The organism is Ensifer sp. (genome assembly GCF_035999135.1).
GTDB lineage: Bacteria > Pseudomonadota > Alphaproteobacteria > Rhizobiales > Rhizobiaceae > Ensifer.
Window position 1 is genome coordinate 18,819 of record NZ_DASYGZ010000121.1, and the last position, 12,350, is coordinate 31,168.

Here is a 12,350-nt window from a genome sequence, read left to right on the forward strand (position 1 = left end):
TGTGCTGATCTATGTGATCCGTCACGGACAGACCGACTGGAATGCCGAAAGCCGGCTTCAGGGGCAGAAGGATATCCCGCTCAATGACTTCGGTCGCCAGCAGGCGACCGGCAATGGCGTAACGCTCGCCGGAATCCTTGGCGCCGACGCCGTGCACTTCGATTTCGTCGCAAGCCCGCTCGGACGCACCCGCGAAACCATGGAGCGCGTCCGGCAGGCCATGGGCCTTGATCCCTCCGCCTACCGCACGGACGATCGACTGAAGGAAGTGTCCTTCGGCGACTGGGAAGGGCACACGCTTCCCGAACTCAAGCGCTCGGCGCCACAGCGGATCGCCGAGAGGCGCGCAGTGAAGTGGGATTTCATCCCGCCGGGTCCTGATGCGGAGAGCTACGAAATCCTGTCCTGGCGCATAGCCGCCTGGTTGAAGGACGTGACCAAACCCACGGTTTGCGTCAGCCATGGCGGCGTCATCCGCGCGCTTTTCAAGCTTTTCGGGGAAATGGAGGCCGAGGAGGCCGCGTCGGCAGCGATCCCGCAGGATCGCCTGCTGCGCATTGCCGGCAACGCCATCGGCTGGATCTGAGCACTGTCGCTAAGGCCGCCTCGACGGGACACGTCGGTCGCAGTCCTGCTTTTGCAACTGCGCGACGATCGACGGGCCGCTGGCCGTTACTGCACGATTTCGAGGTCGTTGATGACCCGCTTGCCGTCGACTTCCGTGTAGAAGACGAGAACTTTCACGCCTGCCTTCAGGCCTTCGAAATTGAATTCTTCCGGGGCCTGGTAGTTCTTGCCGTCGTCAAGCGAGAGGCTGAGGCGGTCCGTGTCGACACCCGTAATGGTAGCTTCCACGTCGGCGCTTTCGGCGAGGGCGGACAGGGGCGAAAGCAGGCCTGCGGTGGCCATCAGCGCGGCAATGACAAAACGCATCTTTATTGCCCTCTTCAACGATTCTGCGAACTTTGTTGACATCACCCTTGATCCCCGATTGTGGCAAAAATTGCCCTGCGATTTGGCTTTTGGCCGCGTTGCCCCGCTTTTTGACGGTACATCCGGCTGCGGAAGACTGGACGGCGATACCGTATTTTTCAAGCGGGTGGGCACCGCCGACGACGGGTTCGCGGGAGAGTTTCCCCATGAATTATGGGGTTTTCCAAGGAATTGTGACGAAAGCCTATCTTAAGACTCGATCGCTACCTTTGGTTGGGGATCGAGGGGAAAAGATTGAAGATCATCGACGTTCTGTGCCAGCGCATTCGGGCGGCCGCCAGATTTGCGAAACCATCGCTCATACCGGCGGCAATCGCCGGCCTCGTCGTCTTTACCGGCGGGCATATCTATGAGCGACAGAACCGGGAAAACTTCCAGAACGACCTGAGGATCGACGCCGAGAATGAGCTGAACCTCATCGCCAATCGGCTGCAATCGGAAGTAAACACCAACATCGCGGCGCTGAATGGTTTTGCCAACAGCATTGGCGTGCACCCGGCCATGACGGCCGATGATTTTACCGTCATGGCCACGAAGCTTCTGTTGCAGAACCCGCAGATGTCCCGTGCCTCGGCGGCGCCCGCAGGGGTGGTGCGGATCGCCTTTCCGCGCGAGAGCCAGCAATGGTTTGTCGGCAGCGACTTCAACCGGTTCGGCGCGACGCGGCATGCCATCGAACGGGCGTCGTCGACGGTCAGGCCTGTGATGATCGGCCCGATCCGTCTGCCGAGCGGTCGCAGCGGTTTCGAACTTTTCCTGCCGGTATTTTCGAAGATCCAGGGACGCATGGAGCGCTGGGGTTATGTCGAGGCGATCATCGACGAGAAGGCGCTTTACCGGGCCGCGCGGCTGCTCGAGGCGGGGGGCGAGGCCCCAGAGCTGACGAAGGACCATCGCCACGTCGATGTTCATCTTGCGATCCGGGACGTTTCCGAGCCGGAGCGGATCCAGGACGCATTTTACGGCGATGACGCCTTGTTCCGCGAAACCCCGGTCACCCGTCGGCTTGAGCTTGCGGGCGGCATCTGGGAACTGGCGGCGATGCCGGTCGGTGGATGGGAGCAGCTCCCGGAAAACAGCAACGGCATTCAACTGGCGATCGTTGCAGCCGTCGCCATCGTCGTCATCCCGATCCTTCTGACCGGCGGTCTCGTCAACGAGCGTCAGCGCAACATCGCCAAACTGAAGGCGCGGGAAGGGGAGGTGATGACCTTGTCGCACCGCCTGAACCTTGCGCTCGACGCCTCGAAGATAGGCATCTGGGAAATCGACGTCGAAACGCAGCAGCGCTCCTGGGATGACCGGATGTTCCACCTGCACGGTCTTAAGGTCCATCTGGATGAACCGACCTATGACGAGTGGCGCGCGACCGTGCATCCCGATGATATCGGCATCGCGGCCAATGCGCTGTTCCGAAGCCTCGACGATGGCCTGGAGTACCGGTCGCAGTATCGCGTCGTCCTGTCTGACGGAACGGTACGCCACATTCGCAATGTCGGATCGAGCCACCGTGGCGCCGATGGCCGTGCGAAGGTGACCGGCATCAGCTGGGATGTCAGCGACGACGTCTTGAAGAACGAGCGGCTGAGCGCTGCCAAGGCGCAGGTCGACCAGCAGAACCACGAGCTCGAACAGGCGCTGAAGGGTCTCTACGAACGGGAGCAGGACCTCGAGCTCCTGTCGCGGCGCCTCGACCTGGCGCTCGATTCCTATCGTTGCGGCATGTGGGAGGCGGACCTCGACAAAAACGTCGCCTATTGGGACGAGCGCATGCACCAGCTCTACGGCATCGTCTATACAGACGGTGCCACGAATGAGGAAATATGGCTCACCGCCCTTCATGCCGATGATCGAAAGGCCGCCCTGGAGGCCGTCAACCGCGCCATAGCAGCGGACGAAACCTATGTGCATCAGGCGCGCGTGGTGCTGTCTGCCGGGGGCATTCGCCACATTCGATCGGTCGGCAAGCTCCATGTGGCGCCGGACGGCGCGCGCAAGCTCGTCGGCATGGCGCTCGATGTCACCGAAGACGTGCTGATGACCGAGCAACTGCGAGCGGCCAAGGCGATGGCGGATGCCAAGAACGCCGAGCTGGAGCAGGCGCGGGTGCGCATCGAGCACAATTCGCTGCACGACCCTCTGACCGGGCTCGGCAACCGGCGCATGCTCGACAAGGCGCTCGAACGCCTGACCAGGGCCGGTGATGGCGACGGCATCGCAATCCTGCATATCGATCTCGACCGGTTCAAGCAGATCAACGACACTTTGGGACATGCCGCCGGCGACGCCATGCTGGTCCATGCCTCTGAAATCCTCAGGGCGAACACGCCGCAAGGCGACATCATCGCCCGCATCGGCGGCGATGAGTTCGTGGTGGCGGTCACGGGCGCGCAGGGAGAGGCGGCATTGGCGGCGCGCTGCGACCGGATCATCGCCGCGATGCGGCAACCCGTGGACTACAACGGTTTCCCCTGTCGCTTTGGCGTCAGCATCGGTGTGGCAGTCGGGCGCGGGTCCGACCTCGATGCACGCAAGCTTCTGGTCAATGCCGACATCGCGCTCTATCGCGCCAAGGAGGCCGGCCGGAACCGCTATCAGTTCTTCACCGAAACGCTGCAGGCCGAGGTGGTGACAGCCAAGCGCATCGCTGACGAGATCCTTGAAGGGATCGAGCGTGACGAGTTCGAGCCCTGGTATCAGCCGCAATTCGACGCGACGACGCTTTCGCTCTGCGGTGTCGAGGCGCTGGTGCGTTGGCGGCACCCGCGCGAGGGCATCCTGACGCCGGACCGTTTCCTTGGCATCGCCGACGAGCTCAACGTGACCGCGGTGCTCGACCGCCTGGTTCTGGAAAAGTCGCTGACCGACCAGATGCGCTGGGCAGCGGCCGGCGTGCGCGTCCCCAAGATCTCCGTCAACGTTTCGGCCAAACGGCTGCAGGACGACGATCTTCTCTCATCGCTCGAGGGCCTGAGCATTACGCCTGGCCAGATCTGCTTCGAACTGGTGGAATCGATCTTCCTCGACGAGAGCGACGATATCGTTGCCGCCAACATCGAAGGCATCAAGAAGCTCGGGATCGATATAGAGCTCGACGATTTCGGCACCGGGCATACCTCGATCGTCAGCCTCTTGAAGATCAAGCCGAAACGGCTGAAGATCGATCGTCAGCTTGTGATCCCGGTTCTGAGCGCGCGCCGCGAGCAGGCGCTGGTGCGTTCGATCATCGACCTTGCCCGGTCGCTCAACATCGAGACCGTTGCCGAAGGCGTGGAGACGATGGCGCATGCGGAAATGCTGGGCATCCTCGGCTGCGACGTGCTCCAGGGTTATGCCTTCGCGAAGCCCTTGAGCTCGGAGAAGTTTCTCGCCTTTGCCACCGAGCGCGGCCTGCGCCTGGCATCGTGACGTCGCCGGCCTTGCTCGGCGCAAAAGTCTTTCCCCTTAACCGGCTTTGAACTAAGAGAGGGCATCCGGGTACGAAACGTACCGCCGTCGCTTGTCCAAGGTCCGGTAGCCTTCATGTCGCATAACACATTTGGTCATCTCTTCCGCGTCACCACCTGGGGCGAAAGCCATGGGCCGGCGCTTGGCTGCGTCGTCGACGGCTGCCCGCCCGGCATCCGCTTCACGCTCGCCGAACTCCAGGCTTGGCTTGACAAGCGCAAGCCCGGCCAGTCGCGTTTCGTGACGCAGCGCCGGGAGGACGATCTCGTCAAGGTGCTCTCGGGCGTCATGCTCGACGACGACGGCGAGACGATGATCTCGACGGGCACGCCGATCTCGATGCTGATTGAAAACACCGACCAGCGTTCGAAGGATTATTCCGAGATCTCCAAGCGCTATCGCCCGGGCCATGCCGACTACACCTATGATCTCAAATACGGCATTCGCGACTATCGCGGCGGCGGTCGCTCGTCGGCGCGCGAGACGGCCGCGCGCGTGGCGGCCGGCGGCATTGCCCGCAGGGTCGTGCCGGGTCTCGTCGTGCGCGGCGCGCTCGTCCAGATCGGCAAGCACAAGATCAACCGGGCGAACTGGGACTGGGCCGAGGTCAACAACAACCCGTTCTTCGCGCCCGATCCGGAGATCGTTCCGGTCTGGGAAGAGTATCTCGACGGCATCCGCAAGGCGGGCTCCTCGATCGGCGCTGTGGTCGAAGTCGTCGCCGAGGGCGTGCCGGCCGGCATCGGCGCGCCCATCTATGCCAAGCTCGACCAGGACATCGCGTCGAACCTGATGTCGATCAACGCCGTCAAGGGCGTCGAGATCGGCAACGGATTTGGTGCGGCGGAAATCACCGGCGAGGAAAACGCCGACGAGATGCGCATCGGCGCCGACGGCAAGCCGGTGTTCCTCTCCAATCACGCCGGCGGTATTCTCGGTGGCATCGCCACCGGCGAACCGGTGATCGCGCGTTTCGCCATCAAGCCGACCTCGTCGATCCTGACCGAGCGGCGCTCGGTCGATAGCGACGGTAACGAGGTCGACGTGCGCACCAAGGGTCGCCACGATCCCTGCGTCGGCATCCGCGCCGTGCCGATCGGCGAGGCGATGCTTGCCTGCACGATCGCCGATCACTACCTGCGTGACCGCGGCCAGACCGGCCGTCTGAAGTAATCCGGCTTTAAGCAATTCGGGAAGAGCGCCATGTCCTATGATCAGAAACGTGTTGTCGACGCCATCCGTGCCTTCGAGGCCGGCGAAATCGTCGTCGTGACCGACGATGACGGCCGCGAGAACGAGGGCGATCTGATCGTTGCTGCCGTGCATTGCACGCCCGAGAAGATGGCCTTCATCGTGCGCCACACCTCCGGCATCGTCTGTACGCCAATGCCGCGCGAGGAGGCCAAGCGCCTCAACCTCAACGCCATGGTCGCCGAAAACGATTCCGCCCACACGACGGCCTTCACCGTTTCGGTCGATTTCAAGCATGGCACGACGACGGGCATCTCCGCCGACGACCGCACCCTCACCGTGCGCAATCTGGCCAATCCCAATGTCGGGCCGACGGACTTCGTTCGTCCCGGCCATATCTTCCCGCTGGTAGCGCGGGAAGGCGGCGTTCTCATGCGCTCCGGTCACACGGAAGCCGCGGTCGATCTTTGCAAGCTCGCAAGCCTGCCGCCGATCGGCGTCATCTGCGAACTCGTCAACGACGACGGCAGCGTGATGCGCGGGCCGCAGGTCGCGGGTTTCGCCGAGACGCATGGGCTGAAGCAGGTGTCTGTCGCCGACCTCATCGCCTATCGCCAGCGCAAGGAGACGCTGATCGAGCAGGGCGGCTCCTTCGACATCGAAACGCCCTATGGTCCGGCCAAGGGCCACTCCTATTCCCTGCCGTGGGATCCGATGCAGCACCTCGCCGTCGTCTTCGGCGACATCAGGGATGGCGTCGACATCCCGGTGCGTCTGCATCTTGAAAATGTCGGCGCCGATGTTTTCGGCAAGGACTGCCAGATCGACCGCATCATGAAGCGCATCGCCGAAGAGGGCAGGGGTGTCATCGTCTACCTGCGCGAAGGTTCCGTCGGGGTCGGCATCTCGCAGACGGCCCGCAAGGGCAAACATGACCGTGAAGGGCATGACGAAGCGCAGGCGCGCGAGAGCGAATGGCTGGAAATCGGCCTTGGCGCACAGATCCTGAAGGATCTCGGCATCAGCTCCATCAGGCTTCTGGCCTCGCGCGAGCGCCACTATGTCGGCCTGGAAGGCTTCGGCATCAAGATTGCCGGAACCGACATCATCTAGCGCCCTCAGGGACAAGACAGCTCTGAAAATGACGAAGCCCGGATCAGCGATCCGGGCTTCGTCATTTGGGACGACAGCTGTTCAACAAAAAAGCCGCGCAGGCGCGGCTCTTGTCGACGTTGATTTTCGGTTCGGTCAGGGCAGCGCGTCGTAGCCTTCGCCGAAGCCCTTGAGATCGACCGGGATGCCGATGCCTTCTTCGGGCGACTGGAAGACGATGAAGGTCGCCATCGCGCCGGAGCGGAACGTCTTCAACAGCTCGTCCTCGAGCACGACCTCGGCGTAGCAGCCGTCGGAGAAACAGCGCACGAAATAGGCGCGGCCGATATCCTTGCCGTCGACATTGAGGCCGAGGCCGTTCGGCAAAAGCACGCCGAGCGGCGCGAGCACGCGCAGGATCTTCGCCTTGCGGTCGGCGGTCTTCAGGACGACGACCGACAGGCCGACTTCCGGCCGGTCCTCGGCAATCACGTTCTGCATCAGGGCGCACTGGTCAGCGGAAGCGCCCGGCGGCTGATCGCAGACGATCGACCACGCGCCATGGTTGGACTTGACCGTGCCGGGCGTGCCGGCTGGCTGCTGGGCCATGCTTGCGGCGGGCAGAGCGATAAGGGCAAGGCCGAAGGCGGCGAAGGCCGACAGTCGGGAAAAGAGGGGCAGGCCCATGTAAACCTCAAAACGTCGAATCATCAGGGCTATTCTTGAAGCGCGCTGGATTAAATGAAAAGCCCTGCGGGGCACATTCCAGTGTCATATGGCGGAAATTGGGCGGCTTGGGCGCCCTGTCCGCCGCGTTGCCGCTCGAGCGTTGCATAATCGCGTCGCCCAGCACGCAGAAGAGCCTCTATAGGTTGTTTCACCACGGGTTTCGAGGGGTGCCTGTGTGAAAAGCAACGTTTGTGCAAAAATGCCGCATGGGGTTGATTGGTCAGATGTTGCGGCATCGGACAAACTGTGGTTTGAAGCGCAGCAGTATCGCAGGGATTCTGCGTTCCGGTTTGATCCTGATCAAGCGCATTGGGGAGACACATTGTGAAAAACAAGGCTTATGCAGTTCTGGCAGCGCTTGCCTGTCTGCTTTTTGCTTCGAGCGCCTTTGCTGACAAGCCTGTCGAATGGCAGACGAATTTTCAGTCGGCCGCTACGGGCATCATGGAAGAAATCACGTGGTTTGAACATTATACCCTGTGGTTCATCATTCCGATTACTCTTTTCGTTCTCCTCCTCTTGGTCATCGTCGTGGTCAAGTTCCGCGAAAGCGCGAACCCGGTTCCTTCCAAGACCAGCCACAACACTGCGATTGAAGTCGTCTGGACCGTCGGTCCGGTCGTCATTCTTCTCTTCCTCGCGATCCCGTCCTTCCAGCTCCTGACTGCGCAGCTCACGCCGCCGGCCAATCCGGATCTGACGCTCAAGGCGACCGGCAACCAGTGGTACTGGTCCTACGAGTATGAAGTCGGCGAAAGCCCGCTCACCTTCGACAGCATCATGATGAAGGAAGAAGATCGCGCCAACCTCGGCAAGGAAGACAAGAAGGAATATCCGCGCCTGCTCGCCGTCGACAACGAAGTCGTCGTGCCGGTCGGCAAGACGGTTCGTGTCCTCGTCACCGCTGCCGACGTGATACATGCCTTTGCAATGCCCGCCTTTGGCGTGAAGATCGACGCCGTTCCCGGCCGCCTGAACGAAACCTGGTTCAAGGCCGAGCGCGAAGGTCTCTACTACGGCCAGTGTTCCGAGCTCTGCGGTAAGGACCACGCTTACATGCCGATCGCCATCCGCGTGGTTTCGCAGGAAAAATACGACACCTGGCTCGCAGCCGCCGCAAGCAATCTCGGCGATGCGAACAAGGCGCTCATGGCGTCCATCGACGCGGCAAAGACCGTCGACGTCGCCGCGAACGCCGCACAGTAATCGGAAGGGGAGCTCGACCCATGGCTGGAACAGCCGTTCATCACGATCAACGTCATGATCACTCCGATCATGACCACGCAGACCACGCGCACAAGCCTCTGAGCTTCTTTCAGCGCTGGTTCCTGTCGACCAACCACAAGGACATCGGCACGCTCTATCTGATCTTCGCGATCTTCGCGGGCATCATCGGCGGCACGCTGTCGATCTTCATGCGCGCCGAGTTGCAGGAGCCGGGCATCCAGATCTTCCACGGTCTGGCGCAGATGGTTTACGGCTTCGAGGGCGACGCTGCCATCGACGGCGGCAAGCACATGTTCAACGTGTTCACGACCGCGCACGCGCTCATCATGATCTTCTTCATGGTCATGCCGGCGTTGATCGGCGGCTTCGCCAACTGGATGGTGCCGATCATGATCGGTGCGCCGGACATGGCGTTCCCGCGCATGAACAACATCTCCTTCTGGCTGATCATCCCGGCCTTCCTGCTGGTGCTGCTTTCGATGTTCGTCGAAGGCCCGGCGGGCGCCTATGGTGCAGGGGGCGGCTGGACGATCTATCCGCCATTCTCGACGTCCGGCATGCCCGGGCCGGCGATGGACTTCGTCATCCTCGGCCTGCACATTGCCGGCGCGTCGTCGATCCTCGGTGCGATCAACTTCATCACCACGATCCTGAACATGCGCGCTCCGGGCATGACGCTGCACAAGATGCCGCTCTTTGCTTGGTCGGTTCTGATCACCGCCTTCCTGCTTCTGCTCTCGCTGCCGGTCCTGGCAGGCGGCATCACCATGCTGCTTACCGACCGCAACTTCGGCACGGCCTTCTTCGCGCCTGAAGGCGGCGGCGACCCGATCCTGTTCCAGCACCTGTTCTGGTTCTTCGGTCACCCGGAAGTGTACATCCTGATCCTGCCGGGCTTCGGCATCGTCAGCCACATCGTTTCCACCTTCTCGCGCAAGCCGATCTTCGGCTACCTCGGCATGGCCTACGCCATGGTCGCGATCGGCGCCGTCGGCTTCATCGTGTGGGCGCACCACATGTACACCGTCGGCATGTCGCTCGACACGCAGCGCTACTTCGTCTTCGCGACGATGGTCATCGCTGTTCCGACGGGCGTTAAGATCTTCTCGTGGATCGCGACGATGTGGGGTGGCTCGATCCGCTTCACGACCCCGATGGTCTGGGCGATCGGCTTCATCTTCCTGTTCACCGTCGGTGGCGTCACGGGCGTCCAGCTCGCCAACGCCGGCCTCGACCGTTCGCTGCACGACACCTACTACGTGGTGGCTCACTTCCACTACGTTCTGTCGCTCGGCGCCGTCTTCGCCATCTTCGCGGCCTGGTACTACTGGTTCCCGAAGATGACCGGCTACATGTACTCCGAGTTCGTCGGCAAGCTGCACTTCTGGGTCATGTTCATCGGTGTGAACCTGATCTTCTTCCCGCAGCACTTCCTCGGCCTCGCCGGCATGCCGCGCCGCTACATCGACTATCCGGATGCCTATGCCGGCTGGAACATGGTTTCGTCCTACGGCTCCTACATCGCAGCCGTCGGCGTCTTGATCTTCCTCTTCGGCGTCTTCGAAGCCTTCGCCAAGAAGCGCGTCGCTGGCGACAACCCGTGGGGCGAGGGCGCGAACACTCTGGAATGGCAGCTGTCTTCGCCGCCGCCGTTCCACCAGTGGGAACAGCTCCCGCGCATCAAGTGACGGGCAACGAACAGAAGCCGCCGGTTCCGGCGGCTTCACCCCGCCGGGAAACCGGCGACACACGGCCCTTGCGGCCGGGACTAAAGCAGGGACAGGACATGACGGTCATCGACAATCACGAAGCAGTCGGCATGGAAGGCGTAGCACGCCTGTCCGAAGCCTCTGCGCGCGATTACTTCGAGCTCTTGAAGCCGCGTGTCATGTCCCTCGTCGTCTTCACGGCGTTCGCCGGGCTGGTGCTGGCGCCAGGACATATCAATCCCTTCATCGGTTTCATCGCCATCCTGTGCATCGCCGTCGGCGCTGGCGCCTCGGGCGCGCTCAACATGTGGTATGACGCCGACATCGACGCGGTCATGAGCCGTACCGCCAAGCGTCCGATCCCGGCCGGCAAGATCCTGCCGCAGGAAGCGCTGGCCTTCGGCCTGACGTTGTCGGCCTTTTCCGTGATCATCCTCGGGCTCGCCGTCAATTGGCTCGCAGCCGGGTTGCTCGCCTTCACCATCTTCTTCTACGTGGTCATCTACACGATGTGGCTGAAGCGCTCGACGCCGCAGAACATCGTCATCGGCGGCGCCGCCGGCGCTTTCCCGCCGATGATCGGCTGGGCCTGCGTCACCGGTGCAGTCTCGATCGAAAGCATCGTTCTGTTCCTGATCACCTTCCTGTGGACGCCGGCGCATTTCTGGGCGCTCGCCCTCTTCAAGATGGGCGACTACGGCGCCGTCGGCGTGCCGATGATGCCGAATGTCTGCGGCCAGGCGACCACCAAGAAGCAAATCGTCATCTACGCCGTGCTGACCGCCCTGATCGGCATCTGTCCCACCTTGCTCGGCTTTGCGAGCATCGGTTACGGCCTCTTCGCAACGGCGCTTGGTCTCGGCTTCGTCTGGTACTCGATCGGCGTGCTGCGCATGCCGGAGACGGACGAGCGCATGCTGCCGGCCAAGAAGCTCTTCGCCTTCTCGATCATGTATCTTTTCGTGATCTTCTCCGCCCTGATGGCGGACCACCTGATCGTCAATGTCTGGCTGAACGCCGGGAGTATTGCCTGATGGAAACCGTCAAGCTCACTGATGCCCAGAGGAAATCGCGCCGCGGCCGCAATATCGCGCTCGGCTTCGTCCTCTTCGGGCTCGTCGTCCTCTTCTACATCGTCACGCTGATCAAGTTCGGCAACGGCATGGCCAACTGAGGCGGATCGGAATGACGAATTCACAGGACACCAGCGGTAAGCAGCGCTCCAATCGCGTCGTCGTCGGCACCTGCCTCGCCTTTGTCGGCGGCATGGTCGGCATGGCCTACGCGGCGGTGCCGCTCTACGACATGTTCTGCCGCGTCACCGGCTATAACGGCACCACGCAGCGGGTCGAGCAGGCGTCCGACGTCATCCTGGACGAAAAGGTCAAGGTCACCTTCGACGCCAACACCTCGGGCGGACTGCCCTGGGAGTTCAAGCCGGTGCAGCGCGACATCGACATCCGCATCGGCGAGACCGTGCAGGTGATGTACAAGGCGAAGAACCTGTCGTCGAAGCCGACGACGGGCCAGGCGACCTTCAACGTGACGCCGATGCAGGCGGGCGCCTACTTCAACAAGGTACAGTGCTTCTGCTTCACCGAGACGACCTTGCAGCCGGGAGAGGAGATGGAGATGCCCGTGGTATTCTTCGTCGATCCGGACATGGTCAAGGCGGTGGAGACCAAGGACATCAAGACGTTGACTCTTTCCTACACCTTCTACCCGCGCGAACCGTCGAAACCGGTGGCTCAGGTGAAGACGGAAGAGAACAAACTTTGACTGGAGGTCCTTTTCGGCTATGCCGGAAGGGCGACGAGAGAGAGACATTTCGGGGATTACTGACATGGCCGGTGCGCATCAGAAGAATCACGACTACCACATCATTGACCCAAGCCCCTGGCCGCTGCTTGCCTCGATCGGCGCCTTCGTCATGGCGTTCGGCGGCATCTGCTACATGCGCTA

At 62.0% G+C, this 12,350-nt stretch carries 12 protein-coding genes and 1 pseudogene; 11 read left to right on the forward strand and 2 right to left on the reverse strand.

Annotation, left to right across the window (positions count from 1 at the left end):
• The first annotated feature begins 1 nt into the window (after nucleotide 1).
• On the forward strand, nucleotides 2-586 hold the full coding sequence (locus tag VGO12_RS14385; RefSeq protein ID WP_327513430.1) for a histidine phosphatase family protein: 585 nt from the start codon (nucleotides 2-4) through the stop codon (nucleotides 584-586).
• 86 nt (nucleotides 587-672) lie between these two features.
• Here the strand turns inward: VGO12_RS14385 and VGO12_RS14390 are convergent, their stop codons facing one another.
• Nucleotides 673-933, reverse strand: coding sequence for a DUF1344 domain-containing protein (locus VGO12_RS14390; RefSeq protein WP_043619849.1), 261 nt, complete (start codon nucleotides 931-933; stop codon nucleotides 673-675).
• Between VGO12_RS14390 and VGO12_RS14395 the strand changes: the two genes are divergently transcribed.
• The 4 genes from VGO12_RS14395 (at nucleotide 920) to ribB (ending at nucleotide 6,744) form a co-directional block, all read left to right on the forward strand.
• A complete protein-coding gene (locus VGO12_RS14395; protein ID WP_327513431.1) occupies nucleotides 920-1,186 on the forward strand; it encodes a hypothetical protein in 267 nt (88 codons plus the stop codon). The two genes, VGO12_RS14390 and VGO12_RS14395, sit on opposite strands and share 14 nt — an antisense overlap.
• A gap of 41 nt (nucleotides 1,187-1,227) precedes the next feature.
• Entirely contained in the window at nucleotides 1,228-4,401 is a 3,174-nt protein-coding gene (locus tag VGO12_RS14400; RefSeq protein ID WP_327513432.1) for a bifunctional diguanylate cyclase/phosphodiesterase, read from the forward strand.
• Nucleotides 4,402-4,515: 114 nt separating this feature from the next.
• Nucleotides 4,516-5,613: a chorismate synthase gene (aroC, locus tag VGO12_RS14405; protein WP_327513433.1), complete on the forward strand. Its 1,098-nt coding sequence runs from the start codon at nucleotides 4,516-4,518 to the stop codon at nucleotides 5,611-5,613.
• Nucleotides 5,614-5,643: 30 nt separating this feature from the next.
• Nucleotides 5,644-6,744, forward strand: coding sequence for a 3,4-dihydroxy-2-butanone-4-phosphate synthase (ribB, locus tag VGO12_RS14410; protein ID WP_327513434.1), 1,101 nt, complete (start codon nucleotides 5,644-5,646; stop codon nucleotides 6,742-6,744).
• A 135-nt stretch (nucleotides 6,745-6,879) separates the two neighbouring features.
• Here the strand turns inward: ribB and VGO12_RS14415 are convergent, their stop codons facing one another.
• Nucleotides 6,880-7,410: an invasion associated locus B family protein gene (locus VGO12_RS14415; protein ID WP_414650726.1), complete on the reverse strand. Its 531-nt coding sequence runs from the start codon at nucleotides 7,408-7,410 to the stop codon at nucleotides 6,880-6,882.
• A 366-nt stretch (nucleotides 7,411-7,776) separates the two neighbouring features.
• On the opposite strand from VGO12_RS14415, the gene coxB reads away from it, so the two are divergent.
• The 6 genes and pseudogenes from coxB to VGO12_RS14445 all read left to right on the forward strand — a co-directional run.
• Nucleotides 7,777-8,658: a cytochrome c oxidase subunit II gene (gene coxB, locus VGO12_RS14420; RefSeq protein ID WP_327513435.1), complete on the forward strand. Its 882-nt coding sequence runs from the start codon at nucleotides 7,777-7,779 to the stop codon at nucleotides 8,656-8,658.
• 20 nt (nucleotides 8,659-8,678) lie between these two features.
• Nucleotides 8,679-10,367, forward strand: coding sequence for a cytochrome c oxidase subunit I (gene ctaD, locus VGO12_RS14425; protein WP_327513436.1), 1,689 nt, complete (start codon nucleotides 8,679-8,681; stop codon nucleotides 10,365-10,367).
• Nucleotides 10,368-10,465: 98 nt separating this feature from the next.
• A complete protein-coding gene (locus VGO12_RS14430) occupies nucleotides 10,466-11,422 on the forward strand; it encodes a heme o synthase (protein WP_327513437.1) in 957 nt (318 codons plus the stop codon).
• Entirely contained in the window at nucleotides 11,422-11,562 is a 141-nt protein-coding gene (locus VGO12_RS14435) for a hypothetical protein (RefSeq protein WP_327513438.1), read from the forward strand. Before VGO12_RS14430 ends, VGO12_RS14435 begins: the two co-directional genes overlap by 1 nt.
• Nucleotides 11,563-11,573: 11 nt before the next feature.
• Nucleotides 11,574-12,167, forward strand: coding sequence for a cytochrome c oxidase assembly protein (locus VGO12_RS14440; protein ID WP_327513439.1), 594 nt, complete (start codon nucleotides 11,574-11,576; stop codon nucleotides 12,165-12,167).
• Nucleotides 12,168-12,186: 19 nt separating this feature from the next.
• Nucleotides 12,187-12,350 (forward strand): annotated as a pseudogene (locus tag VGO12_RS14445) (cytochrome c oxidase subunit 3); the annotation flags it as partial.